Annotated in this window: 20 protein-coding genes; 12 read left to right on the top strand and 8 right to left on the bottom strand. The window is 60.4% G+C overall.

From position 1 onward, the window contains the following. The first annotated feature begins 19 nt into the window (after positions 1 to 19). The 3 genes from ACX3VQ_RS01800 (at position 20) to ACX3VQ_RS01790 (ending at position 3,187) form a co-directional block, all read left to right on the top strand. Positions 20 to 433, top strand: a complete 414-nt coding sequence (locus ACX3VQ_RS01800; protein ID WP_462580660.1) for a cytochrome c-type biogenesis protein — start codon at positions 20 to 22, stop codon at positions 431 to 433. Beyond that, positions 433 to 1,125: a tetratricopeptide repeat protein gene (locus tag ACX3VQ_RS01795; protein WP_462579237.1), complete on the top strand. Its 693-nt coding sequence runs from the start codon at positions 433 to 435 to the stop codon at positions 1,123 to 1,125. The genes ACX3VQ_RS01800 and ACX3VQ_RS01795 overlap by 1 nt, the downstream gene beginning before the upstream one ends. A gap of 136 nt (positions 1,126 to 1,261) precedes the next feature. Continuing rightward, the gene (locus ACX3VQ_RS01790; protein WP_462579236.1) at positions 1,262 to 3,187 is read left to right on the top strand and encodes a potassium transporter Kup; all 1,926 of its coding nucleotides are present in this window, start codon (positions 1,262 to 1,264) and stop codon (positions 3,185 to 3,187) included. 87 nt (positions 3,188 to 3,274) lie between these two features. Here ACX3VQ_RS01790 and ACX3VQ_RS01785 read toward each other — a convergent pair whose 3' ends face one another. Together ACX3VQ_RS01785 and ACX3VQ_RS01780 are read right to left on the bottom strand one after the other, a co-directional pair. Continuing rightward, entirely contained in the window at positions 3,275 to 3,907 is a 633-nt protein-coding gene (locus ACX3VQ_RS01785; RefSeq protein ID WP_462579235.1) for a glutathione S-transferase family protein, read from the bottom strand. A 52-nt stretch (positions 3,908 to 3,959) separates the two neighbouring features. Continuing rightward, positions 3,960 to 6,125 carry a primosomal protein N' gene (locus ACX3VQ_RS01780; RefSeq protein WP_462579234.1) on the bottom strand — a complete coding sequence of 722 codons (2,166 nt, stop codon included), beginning with the start codon at positions 6,123 to 6,125 and terminating at the stop codon, positions 3,960 to 3,962. Positions 6,126 to 6,184: 59 nt separating this feature from the next. Here ACX3VQ_RS01780 and ACX3VQ_RS01775 point away from each other — a divergent pair, with 59 nt between their 5' ends. The 6 genes from ACX3VQ_RS01775 (at position 6,185) to ACX3VQ_RS01750 (ending at position 12,914) form a co-directional block, all read left to right on the top strand. Then, positions 6,185 to 6,880 carry a DUF4197 domain-containing protein gene (locus ACX3VQ_RS01775; protein WP_462571861.1) on the top strand — a complete coding sequence of 232 codons (696 nt, stop codon included), beginning with the start codon at positions 6,185 to 6,187 and terminating at the stop codon, positions 6,878 to 6,880. Positions 6,881 to 6,964: 84 nt separating this feature from the next. Next, the gene (gene fsa, locus ACX3VQ_RS01770; RefSeq protein ID WP_462571862.1) at positions 6,965 to 7,618 is read left to right on the top strand and encodes a transaldolase family protein; all 654 of its coding nucleotides are present in this window, start codon (positions 6,965 to 6,967) and stop codon (positions 7,616 to 7,618) included. Positions 7,619 to 7,721: 103 nt separating this feature from the next. Then, positions 7,722 to 9,551, top strand: coding sequence for a cobaltochelatase subunit CobT (gene cobT / locus ACX3VQ_RS01765; protein ID WP_462579233.1), 1,830 nt, complete (start codon positions 7,722 to 7,724; stop codon positions 9,549 to 9,551). After that, complete coding sequence (locus ACX3VQ_RS01760) at positions 9,548 to 10,222, top strand: nitroreductase (RefSeq protein WP_462579232.1); 675 nt, start codon at positions 9,548 to 9,550, stop codon at positions 10,220 to 10,222. The genes cobT and ACX3VQ_RS01760 overlap by 4 nt, the downstream gene beginning before the upstream one ends. Before the next feature lie 155 nt (positions 10,223 to 10,377). Next, entirely contained in the window at positions 10,378 to 11,832 is a 1,455-nt protein-coding gene (gene cysS, locus ACX3VQ_RS01755; RefSeq protein ID WP_462579231.1) for a cysteine--tRNA ligase, read from the top strand. A 143-nt stretch (positions 11,833 to 11,975) separates the two neighbouring features. Then, positions 11,976 to 12,914 (top strand): D-2-hydroxyacid dehydrogenase, encoded by a 939-nt coding sequence (locus ACX3VQ_RS01750; protein ID WP_462579229.1) that lies wholly within the window; start codon positions 11,976 to 11,978, stop codon positions 12,912 to 12,914. A gap of 4 nt (positions 12,915 to 12,918) precedes the next feature. On the opposite strand, the gene ACX3VQ_RS01745 is transcribed toward ACX3VQ_RS01750, so the two are convergent. Beyond that, positions 12,919 to 13,293 (bottom strand): hypothetical protein, encoded by a 375-nt coding sequence (locus ACX3VQ_RS01745; protein WP_462579227.1) that lies wholly within the window; start codon positions 13,291 to 13,293, stop codon positions 12,919 to 12,921. Further along, a complete protein-coding gene (locus ACX3VQ_RS01740; RefSeq protein ID WP_462579226.1) occupies positions 13,283 to 13,477 on the bottom strand; it encodes a hypothetical protein in 195 nt (64 codons plus the stop codon). The genes ACX3VQ_RS01745 and ACX3VQ_RS01740 overlap by 11 nt, the downstream gene beginning before the upstream one ends. 156 nt (positions 13,478 to 13,633) lie before the next feature. On the opposite strand from ACX3VQ_RS01740, the gene ACX3VQ_RS01735 reads away from it, so the two are divergent. Then, positions 13,634 to 14,773: a RelA/SpoT domain-containing protein gene (locus ACX3VQ_RS01735; RefSeq protein WP_462579225.1), complete on the top strand. Its 1,140-nt coding sequence runs from the start codon at positions 13,634 to 13,636 to the stop codon at positions 14,771 to 14,773. A 20-nt stretch (positions 14,774 to 14,793) separates the two neighbouring features. Here ACX3VQ_RS01735 and ACX3VQ_RS01730 read toward each other — a convergent pair whose 3' ends face one another. The 3 genes from ACX3VQ_RS01730 to ACX3VQ_RS01720 form a co-directional block, all read right to left on the bottom strand. Then, positions 14,794 to 15,018 (bottom strand): hypothetical protein, encoded by a 225-nt coding sequence (locus tag ACX3VQ_RS01730; protein WP_462579224.1) that lies wholly within the window; start codon positions 15,016 to 15,018, stop codon positions 14,794 to 14,796. A 235-nt stretch (positions 15,019 to 15,253) separates the two neighbouring features. Further along, complete coding sequence (locus tag ACX3VQ_RS01725) at positions 15,254 to 15,640, bottom strand: hypothetical protein (RefSeq protein ID WP_462579223.1); 387 nt, start codon at positions 15,638 to 15,640, stop codon at positions 15,254 to 15,256. Positions 15,641 to 15,754: 114 nt separating this feature from the next. After that, positions 15,755 to 16,672, bottom strand: a complete 918-nt coding sequence (locus ACX3VQ_RS01720) for an IS1595 family transposase (RefSeq protein WP_462579222.1) — start codon at positions 16,670 to 16,672, stop codon at positions 15,755 to 15,757. Positions 16,673 to 16,800: 128 nt separating this feature from the next. Between ACX3VQ_RS01720 and ACX3VQ_RS01715 the strand changes: the two genes are divergently transcribed. Continuing rightward, positions 16,801 to 17,469: a S24 family peptidase gene (locus tag ACX3VQ_RS01715; protein WP_462579221.1), complete on the top strand. Its 669-nt coding sequence runs from the start codon at positions 16,801 to 16,803 to the stop codon at positions 17,467 to 17,469. On the opposite strand, the gene ACX3VQ_RS01710 is transcribed toward ACX3VQ_RS01715, so the two are convergent. Continuing rightward, on the bottom strand, positions 17,466 to 17,969 hold the full coding sequence (locus tag ACX3VQ_RS01710; protein WP_462579220.1) for an ester cyclase: 504 nt from the start codon (positions 17,967 to 17,969) through the stop codon (positions 17,466 to 17,468). The genes ACX3VQ_RS01715 and ACX3VQ_RS01710 overlap by 4 nt on opposite strands. 7 nt (positions 17,970 to 17,976) lie before the next feature. Here ACX3VQ_RS01710 and ACX3VQ_RS01705 point away from each other — a divergent pair, with 7 nt between their 5' ends. Further along, positions 17,977 to 18,618, top strand: a complete 642-nt coding sequence (locus ACX3VQ_RS01705) for an MBL fold metallo-hydrolase (protein WP_462580659.1) — start codon at positions 17,977 to 17,979, stop codon at positions 18,616 to 18,618. The last annotated feature ends 23 nt before the right edge of the window (positions 18,619 to 18,641 follow it).

The raw sequence follows: 18,641 nt of genomic DNA, 5'->3' as shown, positions 1-18,641 counted from the left end.
CATCATCCTGCTAACGGCGATGTTCGCCGCCACTGCGGCGGCGCAGGATGCGCTCCCGCCCGCGCCCTATGCCTATCGCCAGCTCAATGATCCCGCGCAGGAAGCCAAGGCGCAGGAACTGATGGAAACGCTGCGCTGTCTCAAATGTCAAAGCCAGTCGATTGCCGATAGCGATGCACCGATGGCTGGTGACATGCGCCACCAGGTCCGCACCCGCATCGCGGCTGGCGAGGATCCCGAGGCGATCCGGCAATGGCTGGTCGAGCGGTATGGCGACTATGTCAGCTATGCGCCCCGTGTAACGGCATCGACCTGGCCGCTGTTCGTTATTCCGCTGCTGCTGTTGCTTGCCGCCGCGATAGTCCTGTGGCGGCGCATCGGCGGAAAAGTCGAACACCGCCCGGACGAATATTCCGACGGGGGCGAACTTTGATGATGTGGCTGCCGATCCTGCTGCTGGGCATATTTGCCATGCTCACCGCGATGCTCGTGTTGCGGGTGCCGCGGCAGAACTGGATGCTGCTCGGCGCTGTGCTGATGTTCGGCCTCGCCGGTTATGGCTTGCAAGGCTCACCGGGACTTCCCGCAGCGCCCAAGCAAGCTTTGACACAGGCTCCGCAATCGGGCGAAGCGCTGGTGGCGGCACGGCGTGCCTTGTTTGATACCGGGCAGCAGCCCCCGAATTACCTTGTGACCTCAGATGCCTTTGCGAGGCAGGGCCAATATAGTCACGCAGCGGGCCTGCTCCGCCGCGCAGTAAAGGATCATCCCGGCGATGCGGAGGCGTGGCTGGCGCTGGCCAATGCGCTGGTCGAACATGCTGAAGGACAGATCACGCCGCCCGCACTTTATGCTTTCGAGCGGGCGCAGAAAGCTTTCCCGGGGCATCCCGGCGCCGGCTATTTCCTGGGCATGGCGTATCTGCGTTCCGGCGATCCCGTGCGGGCGCGGCAGGTGTGGGCAGAATTGCTCGATCGGTCTCCGGACGATGCCCCCTGGCGCGAAGACCTGGAATTCCGCATTGCCAGCCTCGACCAGCTGATTGCGCAAATGGAGGGCTTGCGCCGGATAACGGATACTGGCCCCAGCGAGGTAACAACGCCAGAACAGGGGCGCGAGCCATAAGCCGCCGCTTGCAGCGGGCATATGGTGGTGCTAAGCGCGCCAGCGTTTTGCGGTCCGCAAACGAACAGCGACCGTTGGATTCGGCGCTGGCGAGGCACACGGGCAGTACCGGAGCCAATCGGGAAATCCTTTCATTATGAGCCAATCTTCAGCGCCATCAGATCAGGCCAAGAGCACCGCTGCAAACGGGCATGGTGCTTCAAAGGCGGCACTTGCATTTGGCGCGATCGGGGTGGTTTTCGGCGATATCGGCACCAGTCCGATTTACGCCTTTCGCGAAACCTTTGCCGGCCACAATCCGCTGGCGATCGATCAGTTGCACGTATTCGGCGTCGTCAGCCTGATTTTCTGGTCGATGACGCTGATCGTTTCGATCCAGTACGTCACCATCCTGATGCGCGCCGATAACAAGGGGCAGGGCGGCTCGCTCGCCCTGGTGGCACTGATTTCGCGAAGCATCGGCAAATCGAAACACAGTTGGATCGCGGTTTTGCTGGGCGTATTTGCCACATCGCTGTTTTATGGCGACAGCATGATCACGCCTGCGATTTCCGTTCTTTCGGCGGTTGAGGGCCTGACTGTGGTAAACGAAGATCTCGGGCGCTTCGTGATACCGATTGCCTTGGCCCTTCTGGTTGCCCTGTTCATCCTGCAGAAGCGCGGAACGGCCAAGGTCGCGGCCCTTTTTGCACCCGTAATGGTGGTCTATTTCAGCGTACTGGCCACGCTCGGTGTTTCGCACATAGTGCAAAATCCGGAAATCCTGTGGGCGCTTAATCCGTGGTATGCTGTCCAGTTTTTCCTGACCGACAAATGGATCGCCTTCCTCGCATTGGGCGCCGTGGTGCTTGCCGTGACCGGCTCCGAGGCACTTTATTCAGATATGGGGCATTTCGGACGCGGGCCGATGCGGCTTTCCTGGTTCGGTTTCGTGATGCCGTGCTTGCTGCTCAATTATTTCGGGCAGGGCGCGATGATCATAGGCCTTGATCCTGTTGCGGCCAAGGAGGCGATCAAGAACCCGTTCTTCATCATGGCTCCGGAGTACTTGCGCCTTCCGCTCGTATTCCTGGCCACCATCGCAACTTTCATCGCCAGTCAGGCCGTTATCACCGGCGCATTCTCGATCACGCGTCAGGCGATCCAACTTGGCTTTGTGCCACGGCTTTCGATTCGCCATACCAGTGAAACGGAGGCAGGCCAGATCTACATTCCTGCGATCAACTGGGCACTGATGGTTGCGGTGATCCTGTTGGTGCTCACCTTCCAGAATTCATCGAACCTCGCGGCTGCCTATGGCATTGCCGTTACGGGTGCCGTAACTATCGACACCTTGCTGATGGCAGTGCTCATGTTGAGCGTGTGGAAATGGAAATGGTGGTATGCCGTTCCGATCGTGGTGCTGTTCCTGGTCGTGGATGGTGCATACTTCCTCGCCAATATGACCAAGGTGACCGACGGAGGATGGTTCCCGCTTGCAGTGGGCCTGTTCGCTTTCACGTTGCTCACCACCTGGGCGCGGGGGCGCAAGCTGATGCGCGACCGCATGAGCGAGGTTGCGCTGCCGATAGAGATCTTTGCCAAGTCGGCGAAGAATTCGGCGCTGCGTGTGCCCGGAACAGCGATCTTCATGGCTTCGAGCACAGCGGGCGTACCCTCGGCATTGCTGCATAATATCAAACACAACAAGGTGCTGCACGAACGGGTGGTGATCCTCACCGTCAATATCGAGGAAGTGCCTTACGTCGATCCGGTCGACCGCTGCGAATATCATGAGCTGGGTGACGGTTTCTTTCGTGCAGTGCTGCATTACGGTTTCATGGAAGAGACGGACGTCCCCGCCGGGCTGAAGCAGATGCGGCAATGCGGCGGCGAGTTTGACATGATGCAGACCAGCTTCTTCCTCTCGCGGCAAACGCTGCTGCCTTCAAAGAAGCCCGGCATGCCGATCTGGCGCGAAAAGATATTCGCCTGGATGCTGCGCAACTCGGCAACCGCGATGGACTTCTTCAAGCTGCCGACCAACCGTGTGGTCGAACTGGGAAGCCAGGTGGAAATCTAGGGGCTCGGGCCAGGCACGAGCCGACGGTTTCCAACTGGTCATCAGAACCCGGACACACTGCATTTCGCCCGGTTGCGGCCGGCCAATTCAATCCAGCTTGGGCGGCATCCCAGGCTCGGCCTTGGCCATGGCGCGTTGATAGGCCTCGCGCTCGCCGATGCGTTTGAGATAGGCCTTGAGGTTGGGCATATGATCAATGCTCATACCGCTCATCGCGCGGCTGGTGGTGAGCTGGAAGCCCATCATGATATCCGCCGTGGTCAGCTGCCCGCCGCCGAAATAATCGGCTTCTCCGAGCCGCTTTTCAACGATCGCCCAGCCTTTCTGTACCCGGTCGGCAACAAAGGGCGGCAGTTCTTTCGCCCCCATGAACTGGGCAACCAGCGCCATCATGCCATTGGTCATGAAAGTGGCGTTGGCCCAGTGGTAGTAGAACAGGTGATCGGCGAAATCGGGATGATCCTTGGCCGGGACCATGCCGCGATCGCCATATTTGGCGATGATCCAGTCAATGATCGCACCGCTTTCACCCAGCACAAAGCCGTCATCGGTGATGACCGGGGCGATTCCCATCGGGTGGAGCGCCTTGTATTCGTCAGGTGCCAGCCGGTTATCTTCGCGCCGATTGTAGAGCTTCAGCTCGTAATCGATGCCCAGCTCCTCGGCCAGCCAGACGATGCGTTCGGATTGCGACAGGCGCAGATGGTGTACGGTTAGCATGGCAATTTCCTTATCCCCTTGGTTACACTCCTCGCAATGGCGTGCCCTTGTGTCAAACGAAGCTATACGGATCGATATCCACGCTCACGCGCACGCCGGGGGCGAATTCATGTGCGGCCAGCCAATCGCCCAGCACCTTTTGCAGATTGGCGGTGCGCCGCGCATTGACGAGAAAACGATAGCGATAGCGCCCGCGCAATAGCGCCAGCGGGGCAGGGGCTGGGCCAAGCACCATCAGACCGTCGATCTGCGGGCGCGTGTCACCCAGCCGGTTGGCGGCCTGGCGGGCCTCGGCATCGTCCTCGCTTGAGATGATGATTGCGGCCCAGCGGCCAAATGGCGGCGCGCCGGCATCTCTGCGCGCTTCGGTTTCCGCTTCGTAGAACGCATCACGGTTGCCGCCCGCGAGGGCTGCGATCACCGGGGTATCGGGGTGGCGAGTCTGGATCAGCACTTCGCCCGGTTTCGCCCCGCGCCCGGCGCGCCCGGCAACCTGCGCCACCTGCTGATAAGTGCGCTCAGCCGCGCGTAAATCCCCGCCTTCGAGGCCCAGATCGGCATCGATCACGCCCACCAGGGTCAGATCGGGGAAATGGAAACCCTTGGTGACGAGCTGCGTGCCGATGATAATGTCCACCGCGCCGCTTTCCGCTGCGGCGATGAATTCCGCGGCGCGTTCGGGCGAATTGAGCGTATCCGAGGTTGCGAGCGCCACTCGCGCTTCGGGGAACAGCTGGGCCACTTCGTCGGCGATCCGCTCCACCCCCGGCCCGCAGGCAACCAGGCAATCGGGCTCGCCGCATTCGGGGCAGGTGGCGGGCGGCGCTTCTTCGTGCCCGCAATGGTGGCAGGCGAGCCGGGCGGAGAGCCGGTGTTCGACCAGCCAGGCGCTGCAATTGGGGCATTTGAAGCGAAAGCCGCAATTGCGGCACAGCGTGAGCGGGGCATAGCCGCGGCGGTTGAGGAACAGCAGCGATTGTTCGTGCCTGGCGAGGCGGTCTTCGATCGCCGCGATCAGGCGCGGGGCGAGCCAGTGCCCGCGTTCGGGCGGTTCCTCGCCAAGGTCGATGGTGTCGATATGCGGCAGCTGCGCGCCGCCGAAACGGCCCGGCAATTCCAACCGTTTGTAAGTGCCGCTTTCCGCCATGTGCAGGCTTTCAAGCGCGGGGGTGGCGCTGGCGAGCACCACCGGGAAACCTTCGAACTGCGCGCGCATCACGGCCACGTCGCGGGCATTGTAGCGCACCCCGTCATCCTGCTTGAAGCTCACCTCATGTGCTTCATCGACCACGATCAGGCCCAGATTGCGATAGGGCAGGAACAGTGCCGAGCGCGCGCCCACGATCACCTGCGCGGAACCTTCGCTGATGGCGCGCCAGGCGCGGCGCCGCTCGGTCGATTTTAGCGATGAATGCCACAGCACCGGCTCGGCGCCGAAGCGGGCTTCGAAGCGCTTGAGGAAATTTTCCGTCAGCGCGATTTCGGGCAGCATCACCAGAACCTGGCGGCCCATTCGGATCGCCTCTGCAATCGGCTCGAAATAGGTTTCGGTCTTGCCCGAGCCGGTCACTCCGTCGAGCAGGAAGGGTGCAAAGGCGCGCGCGCGCACCGCAGTTACGAGTTCGTCCGCCACCTCGCGCTGGTCGGGCGATAGCTCGGGCTGGTCGAAATCGGGACTGGCGGGTGCGAAGGGGCGGTCGATCGCGACTGTTACCGGCTCGATCAAGTCGGCGCCCGCCATGCCGCGCAGAACGCCTTCGGATACGCCCGCAATGGAAGACAGCTCGCGGATCGTGCCCTGTTCGCCCTCCAACCGCTCTAGCGCCTGCTTGCGCTGCGGGGTCATCCGCCCCGGCAGCGCGCCGGTCAGCCGGTATTCGGTCATCGTCGCGGGGCCTTTGAGCGCGCCGCCCGATGAAATCACCATTCGCGCCACCGCGCTCATCGGTGCGCAGTAATAATCCGCGGTCCATTCGATCAGCCGCCGCAAAGGCGCGCTGAGCGGCGGGACCGGCAAAACTTCCAGGATCGGGCGCAGCTTTTCCGCCGGCACCTCCTGCGCCGGGAGGCGTTCGGGCTCCCACACGATGCCGGTAATCTGGCGTGGGCCGAGCGGTGCGAGCACGACCGCGCCCGGTTCGGCCACCACGCCGTCAGGCACGCGATAGTCGAGCACCTCAAGTGCACGGTTGAATACGAGGAGTCGGATACGGTTCATGTTACAAGCGGCAATATGGAACTTGCATCGCACCCGCCACAAGCATGAAGGATCAGGATATGAACGCTTCAATTGACCTTAGGTTGGGCCGACGTGGCTTTCTGGGCGGGGCCGCGGCAGGCGCGACCGTGCTGGTATTGCCAGGCTGCGCCACTACGCCCCGCTTCAGCCTGACCGAGGCGATCCGCCGAATGCTGCTGCTGTCGAGCGAACGCGCCTTCGCCCGGATGACGGAACCCGGTGGATACTGGGACGCACAGGTGGCACGGGTGGGTTTGGGCAATCTACTGGGCACACGCGGTGACGTGCTAAGCGACATTCTCACCTCGGCGCTGTTCAAGCGCCGGCTGGAACATGCCTTTGCCGATGTCGCGATCGAAGGCTCATACCGGGCTGCACCGCTGGTGGCGGATGCCGTGCGGGTGATCGGGATTGAAAATGCGGTGGCGCTGGTGCGCGGGGGGCCGCGCGCGGCCACGCAATATCTCCAGGGCGAGATGGGCGGTCGGCTGATCGAGGCAATGGTGCCTGAGCTCGGCCGCGCAATCGAGATCGCTTCCGACCCGCTGGTAGGCCGGTTGATCGACGCGCTTAGCGGCACGAATGCCAGCGGCGTGGCAAGTCGCCTTGCAGGCCGGGTCAATGATGCGATCTGGGACGAGATCGGCAATGAGGAGGCGGCGATCCGCGCTGATCCGCGTAGCACGAACGACCCGATGATTATCGGCGTGTTCGGGGCCGGGAACTTACCCTAGCGCCGGCATCCAAAGAGGAAGGGTGGCGGCAGCGGCACAGGCTCGCTAAAGCTTTTCGGGAATCGCACATCCCGGAGCCAACCCATGAAATTCTTTGCCGACACAGCCGAAATCGACGACATCAAGGAATTGGCCGCCACCGGCCTGCTCGATGGCGTTACCACCAATCCCAGCCTGATCGCCAAATCAGGGCGCGACTTCATGGAAGTCACCCGCGAGATCTGCGCAATTGTCGATGGCCCGGTGAGCGCCGAAGTGGTCGCGCTCGATCATGCGACGATGATGAAAGAGGCGGAAGTGCTGCGCAAGATCGCGGACAATGTCTGCATCAAGGTGCCGCTGACGATTGACGGGCTGAAGACCTGCAAGGCGCTGACCGGCGAGGGCACCATGGTCAACGTCACGCTATGCTTCAGCGCGAACCAGGCGCTGCTGGCGGCGAAGGCGGGGGCGACTTTCGTTTCGCCCTTCGTCGGGCGGCATGACGACAATGGCGTTGATGGGATGGAGCTGATCAGCGACATTCGCCTGATCTATGACAATTACGCATTTGAAACCGAAATCCTCGTCGCCAGTGTGCGCCACGTCACCCATGTGCTCGAGGCTGCAAAGATCGGCGCGGACGTGATGACCGCGCCGCCCGCGGTGATCAAGGCACTGTTCAAGCATGTCCTGACAGATAAGGGGATTGAAGGCTTCCTGAAGGACTGGCAGGCGACCGGGCAGAGCATAATCTGATGTCGTGTGATCTCCGTCGGAAGCCGGAGTCCAGTTGATTGGCGGACGCTTTCAATGGGTTCCTGTTTTCGCAGGAACTCACACAGGGTGAGCTTTGGATTGAATGGCGGAAGAAACACCTCTCGATAAGTTCAAGGCGGCGCTGACTGGTGCCGCCCGTGCGATTGCGCGCGAGGCGGAGGTCGAAGTTGCGTGGAGCGCGGATGCGCCCTCTTCGAGCGGGAAGAACTTCCGCGTGCCCTTGCCCGGGCGCAATCTGCCGCCTGAGCAAGTGGCCGAGGCGCGCGGTTTTGCTGACAGTTTCGCGCTCAGGCTGCGCCATCACAACGCAGACATGCATGGCCGCAAGGCCCCGCCAGAGGCAACGGCGCGCGCCTGCTACGATGCGATTGAACGGGTGCGTTACGAGGCGCTGGGCGCCAGCCGCTTCGGCGGGGTGAAGGCCAATCTCGATCATGCCACCGAGATGCGCGTTGCCTCTGACCCGATTTCGCGTGCGCAAAGTGCTGATGACGTGCCGCTGCAAACCGCGCTGTCGCTGATGCTGCGCGAACGGTTGACCGGCGAGCCGGTGCCCGAACGCGCACGCGCCGGGGTAGAGCTGGTGCGCGGTTTCATCGAGGAGCGCATCGGGGACGATTTCGATGCGCTGGCGCAGTCGCTCACCGATCAGAAGGCGTTTCAGGCGCTGAGCCTCGACATGCTCGAACATCTCGACCTCACGCATCCCTCCGATGTGCCCGACGCAGCCGATAATGACGAGGGTGACGACGAGGACGGCCAGGACGAAGACCAGGAAGACGGCGAACAGGACCAGGGCGAGGGCGATCCACAGGCCGCCGAAATGGCCGGTGAAATGAGCGAGGGCGATTCAGACGGCGAAGGCGAAACGGAAATGTCGTCCGAGCAGGAGATGCAGGACGGTGAGGCAGGCGAGGAGGGTGACGAAGGCATGATGCCGGTGCGCCCCAACCGGCCGCATGGCGAGATTCCCGATGGCTTCGATTACCACGCCTATACCACTCAGTTTGACGAAGAAGTGCCTGCCGCTGAACTGTGCGACAATGAAGAACTTGACCGGCTGCGCGCCTATCTCGACAGCCAGCTCACCGGCCTTCAGGGTGTCGTCACAAGGCTCGCCAACCGGCTCCAGCGGCGGTTGATGGCACAGCAGAACCGCAGCTGGGATTTCGATCAGGATGACGGGGTGATCGATGCTGCGCGCCTTTCTCGGGTTATCATCACTCCCGGCACCGCACTCGCCTACAAGGTCGAACGCGATGTGGAGTTCAAGGACACCATCGTCACGCTGCTGATCGACAATTCGGGCAGTATGCGCGGGCGCCCGATCAGCATTGCCGCGATCAGCGCCGATATCCTGGCACGCACGCTCGAACGCTGCGGGGTCAAGACCGAGATACTCGGCTTTACTACGCGTGCGTGGAAGGGCGGGCAAAGCCGCGAGAAATGGCTGGCCGATGGCAAGCCGCCGCAGCCTGGCCGCCTCAATGATCTGCGCCACATCATCTACAAGAAGGCTGACGAGCCATGGCGCCGCGCGCGCCGCAATCTCGGCCTGATGATGCGCGAGGGGTTGCTCAAGGAAAACATCGACGGCGAAGCGCTGTTGTGGGCGCATAACCGGCTGGTCGCGCGGCGCGAGGAACGCCGCATCCTGATGGTGATTTCGGACGGCGCCCCGGTGGATGACAGCACTCTGTCGGTCAATTCGGCCGGCTATCTCGAAAGCCATCTGCGCAAGGTGATCGAGTGGATCGAGAAGGCCTCGCCGGTGCAGCTGGTGGCGATCGGTATCGGCCACGATGTGACGCGCTATTATCGCCGTGCGGTGACGATCATGGATGTCGAGCAGCTCGGCGGCACGATCATCGAGCAACTGGCCGAATTGTTCGAGGATGAGAGACGCAGATGAACGTAACCGAAGCCGTCCAGTCCCGCCGATCCGTTCGCAAGTTTCTGGACAAGCCGGTCGATCGTGCCACGCTCTCCCGCGTGCTCGAACAGGCGCAGCGCGCCCCGTCGGGCGGCAATACCCAGCCGTGGAACGCCGCAGTGCTGACCGGCGAACCGATGCAGCGGCTCTTCGCCCGGATCGCGCAGGAATTCCCCAAGGGGCGTGAGGCGCACAGGCCCGAATACCATATCTACCCGCCCGAGCTTGACGGCGCCTATGAAAAGCGCCGCTTCGGCGTGGGCGAAGCGCTCTATGCCGCGCTCGATATCCCGCGCGAGGACAAGGGCAGACGGCTGATGTGGTTTGCCGAGAATTTCCGTGCCTTCGGCGCGCCGGTGCTGATGCTGGTGCACACGCCGAAATACATGGGCCCGCCGCAATGGAGCGACATTGGCATGTGGCTCCAGACCATTGGCCTGCTGTGCCGCGAAGAGGGACTCGACACCTGCTTCCAGGAGGCGTGGGCGGTTTATTCGCCGCAGATTCGCGAAGTCGTGACCATCCCTGAAGATCATACCTTTTTCTGCGGTGTGGCTATCGGCTATCGTGACCCCGATGCGCCAGTGAACACGTTCACCGTGCCGCGTGCTCCGCTGGAAGAAAGCATACGCTGGGCAGGTTGGGAGTAACTTCACCTGCGTCATCGCGAGGAGCCGCAGGCGACGTGGCGATCCATTTTCTAACGCCTGGATTTGTTGCGACAGCAGAATCTGGATTGCTTCGCCTTCGGCTCGCAATGACGAGGAATTGACCGCAAGGCATTGTCGCGCCAAAGCCCGCCAACATGTCTGAACTGAAGCTCTTCAACAGCCTGACCCGCAAGCTGGAAACTTTCCAGCCCGTCCATTCGGGTGAGGCGCGCGTCTATACCTGCGGGCCCACGGTCTATAACTATCCGCACATCGGCAATATGCGCGCCTATGTGTTCGCCGATGTGCTGGGGCGCACGCTCAGCTGGAAGGGCTACAAGCTCACCCATGTGATCAACATCACCGATGTCGGCCACCTGACCGACGATGCGGATAGCGGCGAGGACAAGCTGGAGAAGGCGGCGGCGGAGAAGGCGCAGTCAATCTGGGACATCGCCCGCCACTATACCGAGGCCTATTGGGCCGACGTAAAGGCGCTCAATATCCGCGAACCGGCCAAATGGTCAGTGGCGACCGATTACATTGACGAGATGCTCGAATTCGCGAAGCAGATTGCACCCAAGCACTGCTACGAACTTGATAGCGGGCTCTATTTCGACGTTTCGACCGTCGATGATTACGGGCGGCTGGCACGTGCGCATACCGAGGAGGGTGAAGGCCGGATCGACGCTGTCGAGGGCAAGCGCAACGCCGCTGACTTCGCCATCTGGCGCAAGACTCCGCCGGGCGAGAAGCGCCAGATGGAGTGGGACAGCCCGTGGGGCCGCGGCGCCCCCGGCTGGCATCTGGAATGCTCGGTGATGGGCGGCAAACTGCTCGGCTTTCCGTTCGATATCCACACCGGCGGGATCGACCACCGCGAAATCCACCATCCCAACGAGATCGCGCAGAATCAGGCGTTCTGCTGCACCAATGGTTTGGACGTTGCGGAAAACAGCGGCGCGCGGATATGGATGCACAACAATTTCCTGGTCGAGCGGTCCGGGAAAATGTCGAAATCCAGCGGCGAATTCCTGCGGCTGCAATTGCTGATCGACAAGGGCTATCACCCGCTCGCCTACCGGATGATGTGCCTGCAAGCGCATTACCGCAGCGAGCTGGAGTTTTCGTGGGAAGGGCTTGGCGCGGCGCTGACGCGATTGAAGCGGATGGTGATGGCGGTTGAGCGCCTGAATGAAAGCCTTGGTGCGGATTGGAGTCCGACTACGCTTGACTGGCTATTATCGGATCACTCGACCGCCTTTGACGGCTCAATGAGCGAAGATTTGAACACTCCGAGGGCACTTACTGCCTTCGAGGATCTCTTGTTTGATAAGAAGATCAAAGCTGAAGAGAAGTTTGAAACTTTGCGCCAGATGGACAGCGTGCTGGGTCTAAGCCTATTCACCCTCACCCGCGCCGACTTGCGCATCCGCCCCAAGGCCGCGACGATGACCGAGGACGAAATCGAAACCGCGCTCGCCAAGCGCAAGGAGGCCCGCGCCGCCAAGGATTTCGCCACCAGCGATGCTATCCGCGACGACCTTGCCGCCAAGGGCGTCGAGGTGATGGATGGCGATCCGCTCGGCTGGGAGTGGAAACTTGCATGAACCTCAATTTTCGTCATTGCGAGCCGCAGGCGAAGCAATCCATCGGCTGACGTTGCACTTGGGCGCTCGCTTGAGTCATGGATTGCCGCGTCGCCCTTTCACTGCGTTCATGGGCTCCTCGCAATGACGACGAAGGACAACAGATGACCACACTCGCGCTTTCCGGCCTGATCCGCCCACTGCTCGAACCGCGCCTGCCCGAAGGGCTCGACGTGCGCTGGTTCATGACCAAGGAAGAGGCGCTGGAGGCTGTGCCCGATGCCGAAATCGGCTGGTTCGACATGTATGAGCAGGAGGCGATGGCGGAAACGCTGCGCGCGGCGACCAAGCTCAAATGGCTCAATTCTATCTACGCCGGGCTCGATTTCCTGCCCATGGACGTGCTGATCGAACGCGGCATCACCGTGACCAACGGGGCGGGGATCAACGCGCTGACCATCGCCGAATACGTCGTGATGGGAATGCTCAACATCGCCAAGGGTTACCGCGATGTCGTGCGCGCACAGGACCGCCATGAATGGCTGCTCGACAGCCCCGGCAAACGCGAGCTGGCGGGCAGCAAGGCGCTGCTGCTGGGCTATGGCGCGATCGGCAAGCTGATCAAGCCGCGGCTCGAAGCCTTCGATGTCGAAGTGACGGTGGTGCGCCGCAGCGGCGGTGAAGGCGTGCTGACGCCGGATGAATGGCGCAGCAAACTGGGCGAATTCGACTGGGTCATCCTGGCGGTTCCCGCCACGCCGGAGACCGACGGCATGATCGGCGCGGATGAGCTTGCCGCAATGAAAAGCGATGCGGTGATCGTCAACATCGCACGCGGTGCGGTGATCGATCAGGCTGCACTGGTCGAGGCGCTGGAGCAAAAGCGCATCGGCGGCGCGTTCCTCGATGTCACCACACCCGAGCCGCTGCCGCCTGAGCATCAGCTGTGGGCGCTCGATAACGCGCATGTGACCATGCACCTTTCGGGCCGCGCGCAAGACAAGATGTTCCTGCGCTCCGCCGATCGCTTCCTCGTCAATCTCGAGCGATGGCTCAAGGGCGAGCCGGTGGAACCGCGCTTCGATCCCAAGCTGGGGTATTAGGCACCTAGGCCTCTTCCAGCAGCAGCAAGACCACCGTCACCACTATGCGCGGGCCGGGAATTAGCTGATGATCGACCTGGCTGACCGTGGCATCGGCAACCAATTGCCCGGGGATCGCGAATTCATGATCGGGCAGGGCGGCGATAAAGCGCTCGCCCGCCGCCACCGCTTCCGGCCCTTCGAAACTGAGCATGATCTCATGGCGCGAGCCGGAGAAGGTGATGCTGGCCCAGGGTGTCTCGGTATGGCTCAGCAGGCTCGCCTGCGCCTCGGCCAGCATCAACACAGCTTCGTGCAGCCGGTCACCCGTGGTGCGGCGCGGGTGATAGCGGCGGGCCTTGGTTTCGAACCCCGGAAAGTCGATGAATTCAGCGCGCATGGGCATAGCCTCCGAAGTTGCGGGCTTTCGTCTCGAAAGCGGCGGGAACCGCATCGGGCGTGTAGCGCTGCATCCAATTGCGCACGCGCGCCTCGGTGCCGGGGCGCGGGATGCGGCCCATGCGCAGGTCAAGCACAAAGCGCGGATCGTGCGCGGCAAGGCGGCCGAATTTGGTCGCGGCCATTTTGTGCTGGCGGAGAAAATTTTCGATCGTTCGGATCAGCATGGCGTCCCCTCATCTTCTGCGAGTCAATGGCGAATCAGTGATTGTGTTCACGCTTCGTTCCATCTGAAATCCTAGGCGTTATTATACGAGACATACCCATTGAGGAGATGCTAAGTGCTGACCGCACTTGAAATTGATTCTTCTCAGTGGTGGATGGCCGACACTCCTAAATGTCTTTATTCGAAGCGGCAGATCGTCGATGCTGGAAAGGTTCTTTCTGGCCGTATTTCGGATTCAGAGGCTAGGGCGGAGAATGTCTTGGAGGCATTCCGCATTGCTCGAAGTTGGCGGGAAGCCAACGCATACCCGATGCGGCGCGTAAGGGCCGAGTTGGCGGGAAAGATCCGATCTACTAACTCAAGAGCAATTAGTGCTGCGCGGTTGAAGAGGATGGTTTCAATTAGGAAGAAGCTGAGAAACACTCCACTTAGCCTTTACCAGATGCAGGACATTGGAGGATGTCGCGCAATTATTGACGACATCGAGCAGTTTGATTTGGTTCTTCGCCCGTATCTCGATGGGTTTTCTCGTTACGCAATTGTCGATGATGACGATCATGTGAGGCTCCCAAAGCCCACTGGATACCGCAGCCGCCACCTAATCTTGAAGTTCTCCGATCCCGACGTGCCGGGATTTGATCGGCACTTTGTGGAGGTGCAATTCCGCACCAGAAAACAGCACGCATGGGCAACCGCAGTTGAGGCTGTCGGCTTGGTTCGCGGAGAGGATTTAAAGGGCGGACAAGGAAACGAGGATTGGCTTAGGTTATTCGCCTTGATGGCGGGTGAAATGGCTGAGGATGAGGGGGGGCAGCCTGTGCCAAACGTGAGTCCTGAACGCTCTGATCGTCAAAAGGAATTGGTTGAGTTAAATCGGAAGTTGGGCGCACTTCAGGCATTGGACAGCTACAACCGCGCAATCAAGCACACTGAGAATATCTACAGCTTCAGCGCCCCATACTACCTTATCGAATATGATATAAAGAAGATGGACGTGCGGGTTCGCCCGTTCAATTTTGCAAGCGTTGGGTCGGAGCAATATGCCCGCGCCGAGGCCGACAAATCCATCAACAGCGTGCTGGTTGAGGTAGATAAGGTGGCCGACCTGCGCGAAGCCTACCCAAACTACTTTCTAGATGTTGGGGCTTTTGTGGGCAGGCTGAAGCGGGCGCTTCATAAAGAGCGCGCCCGAGGGCGGTTTGACTCAAATTGGCTTAGGGAGTGGATTGACGGGAGTAGAGGGAGGTTGAGATAGTGGAGCCTGAGGTCGCAGCCCTAGGCCGGTCGCTTCTTAAGTAAAACATGCGCAACAAAAGCCCGGCGATCTTTGGGAGTGACCCCGTTGAAGTCAGAAATGGCCTGCCGGACCATCGCAATATCGGCTTTTACCTCTGACTTTGTGAAGCGAGCCACTGGGTCATAGTCGGCCATATGTCGTTTTTCCTGCATGGTGACAAATGCGTTCCCAAAGTCTTCAATAGCCTTCGGGAATTGACTCATAATTTTTCCGTCTGTGCATGCTGATTTTGCGAATTTATGTTCTAGTGCACGATACGCTTGCCGCCACGCATGAGAACTGCGAGCGGAGCCCGCCCCGCCGACAAATAGATCCGCGCATTGTCGTGCAAGACAATGAAATAGAGCATAATATGCGGAGCTCGTAGCTCGCCGAAGATTTACCTGTGACGGCTTACCCCTTGAAGATGCAAGCAGAGCTTCGGCGGACCTGATAAGATCAAGCGGCAGCAAGTTTCTGTGCGTCCGCCTTGCTCATGAATCGAACGTGAGGGAAAATATACTGCTCCCGTTCCTGAAGTTTAGGGCGAATATGGCGGACAAACCCAGAGACTTTCTGGGAGTCTAGGCCCTCGCCTTCCCAAACTATAACCACTCGATAAATGGCGAGTCCCTCAGAATCTGTTGATTCCTCCACGCGCACAGACTCGATTGCGTCGGCGAACTGATTCCGCGCAACGTCGCTTATGATTTTTTCAACCTCAGCTAGAGAAAGGTGGGTTTTCATGGCTGGTTGTGCATTACTCCAATAAACTCGACCATACAACAATCGTGCGAATGGCTCATGAACGAGATAGTTTATCAGACTCCCGAACAAGGCGATCAAGAGCCTCTTCGGCATCTGTGGGGCTTAGTTCGCCAGCCTTTATCATTTTTTCGACTTCGGCCTCGAACCTGGCGCTTTGCTCCGCTTCGGTTTCCTTGCGCTTCTTTTTCGGCATTAGGCCCTCGCACGAGTTGTTTCATAAGTGAGGCGCTTGCCAATGATACCCCGCAGGATGAGATCGGCGCGTTCGCCGTCCTCAATGCCAGTGGCAGAGCGGTTTGAATAGCGGAAGTCAAACTCCGCTAAATAACGGTGCAGGTGCTTCTTGCTGCAATGCTGGTAGATGCCACGCATACCGCGCTTGAAGATACTGAAATAACCTTCGATGGTGTTGGTGTGAGCCTTACCACGCACATATTCGCCCGCACTGTGGTTCACTTTTTCGTGGGTGTAGAAACGGAACGGGAGGTAACGATAAACGTGGCTCTCGTCAGTCATCATGCGGGTTTCGCGCCGCACGTTGGCGACCACAATCGGTTCAATCTCTTCGGCGCTAACCTTGTCCACCACATAGGACTGCGCACGGCCCGAACCGCGTTCAACAAGCGAGACAACCTTCATCTTGTGGTGAAACGACTTGCCGACTTCCTTGCCCGGCTCACGGCCAATGAAAGTCTCGTCAACTTCAACGATTGAACCAAGGCCACCAAGAGGAAAGCCGCTATCATCACGCATCGCTTCGCGGATACGGTGAGACATGAACCACGCAGTCTTGAGGGTGACACCTAGAACGCGGTGAAGCTGGTTGCTCGAAATGCCCTTCTTGCTGCCAGCAACGAGATAAATGGCCTGAAGCCACTTGTGCATCGGAACCTTGCTGTCCTCAAAGATGGTGCCGATCTTCACGGTAAAGGGCTTGCGGCACTGGTAGCACTTCCAAAGGCCAGCGCGGGTAGTCTTGCCCTTCAGCTTACCAACTCGATCTACGCCGCCACAGTGGGGGCAAACAGCGCCGCTCGACCACAACCGAGCCTCGACATAATCGTATGCCTTTTGCTCGTCGTGGAAGTGCGGGGCGGAAATATTCGACATCTTTCTAACTCCTTGATTCCTGTATGAATCATTGGAGTGGGTATGTCAAGTATAATAACGCCAAATCCTACTTGTCTAGGAAAAATCCTATGCTATAGGAAATTTCACATAAGTTGAGGAATCGAGCGATGGGCACAGGCAAGGATGAGCGCGAAAACCTGCTCGCACTGGCGCAGGCGGGCGGGATCAGCCTGGCCTCACTGTCGGACATGATCGGGCGCAACCCCAGCTATTTGCAGCAATTTATCCGCAAGGGCAGCCCCCGCAAGCTGGAGGAGCAGGACCGGCGCGTGCTGGCGACATTCTTCGGCGTGGATGAGGCCGAACTGGGTGGCCGCGAGCCGGGCGTGCGGGAAAAATCCTACATGAAATCCCGTGCAGCACCGTTGCGCGCCGACTGGGTCGAGGTGCCGCGGCTCGATGTGGGCGCGTCCGCCGGGCCGGGGGCGCTGCCATATGCAGAAACGCCGTTCGACACCTTCCGCTTTTCGCGTCGCTGGCTCGCCGAGCAGGGTTTGGAGGGCGCGCAGCTTTCCGCGATCACGGTGGAGGGTGACAGCATGGAGCCGCTACTGCGCGATGGCGACGAGATTCTGGTCGACCGGGGCCCGCGCCCGTTCCGCGACGGGGTGCACGTGGTGCGGCTGGGCGATACGCTGATGGTGAAACGCGTGGCATCGCAAGGGCAGGGGCGGCTGGCATTACTATCGCAGAATCTCGCCTATCCGCCGGTCGAGGTGAGCGCCGAGGAAGTCGAGATCGTCGGCCGGGTTGTGTGGAAGGGCGGGCGGATCTAGGTCCAGCCAAGTTCGCGCAAGGCAAACCCGTCGTTCCAGATTTTCACCATGTTGCTGATCTTGTCGCCGGTGAATTCGATCACATAGCAATAGTGGGAAGCAGTCGATTTTCCTGTCGCCGGCACAGGGCCGCCTTCACCGGTATGGGTTGCCTTGAACGTCGCTGCGGCACAGACTGATCCGCGGTCCTCGTCCACCCCGAATGACAGCATCTCATACCTTGCATCGGGGAGAGGAGCGCCCATGCTGTGCATCCAATTGGTGTAGCCTTCGAGTGTCGTGACGCCAGCCAGCGCATCTGCCTGAGCGCTAAAGGTGGCGTCAGATGTGCACCATTGCTTGCACACGTCCCACCCTTTTCCGGTTTCACACGCATCAAAGAAATCCAAAGCTGCTTTCCTTATTGCCATGAGCAATTCCCTCCGAAAGCGACCCGGCATGCTTGCATTAACACCCGATGGCGGCCACATCCAGCGAATGAACGACACGCCCAAAACCATGCCCCCAATGCGCGCGGCAATCCTGCCTGTTACGCCGCTGCAGCAGAACTGCTCGCTGATCTGGTGCACCAAGACGATGCGCGGGGCGCTGGTCGATCCCGGCGGCGATCTGGACAAGCTCAAGGCCGCGATTGCCAAGGCGGGCGTGACGCTGGAAAAGATCCTGATCACGCATGGCCATCTCGATCATTGCGGGCAGGCGGGCATGCTGGCGGAGGAACTGGGCCTGCCAATCGAAGGTCCGCATGAGGATGACCGCTTCTGGATCGCGCAGCTTGACGATGACGGCAAGCGCTGGGGGATGGAGGCGAAAACGTTCGAGCCCAACCGCTGGCTCAAGCATGGCGACACGGTGACGGTAGGCGAACTCACGCTCGACGTGATCCACTGCCCCGGTCACACCCCCGGCCATGTGGTGTTCTTCCACAAGCCCAGCCGCTTTGCGATCGTGGGTGACGTGCTGTTCCAGGGCTCGATCGGGCGGACCGATTTTCCCAAGGGCAATCATCAGGACCTGATCGATTCGATTACCCAGCGGCTATGGCCACTGGGCGAGGACGTGATGTTCATCCCCGGCCACGGGCCGACCAGCACATTTGGCCAGGAACGCAAGACCAACGCGTTCGTGAGCGACTACGCGTTGGGATAAAGGGCTGCGTAGCCTGGCGCCGC

It is taken from the genome of Altererythrobacter chaiwopuensis, from assembly GCF_054957735.1.
The sequence above is the reverse complement of the archived record's forward strand: the minus strand, read 5'-3'. Positions and strand labels throughout refer to the sequence as shown.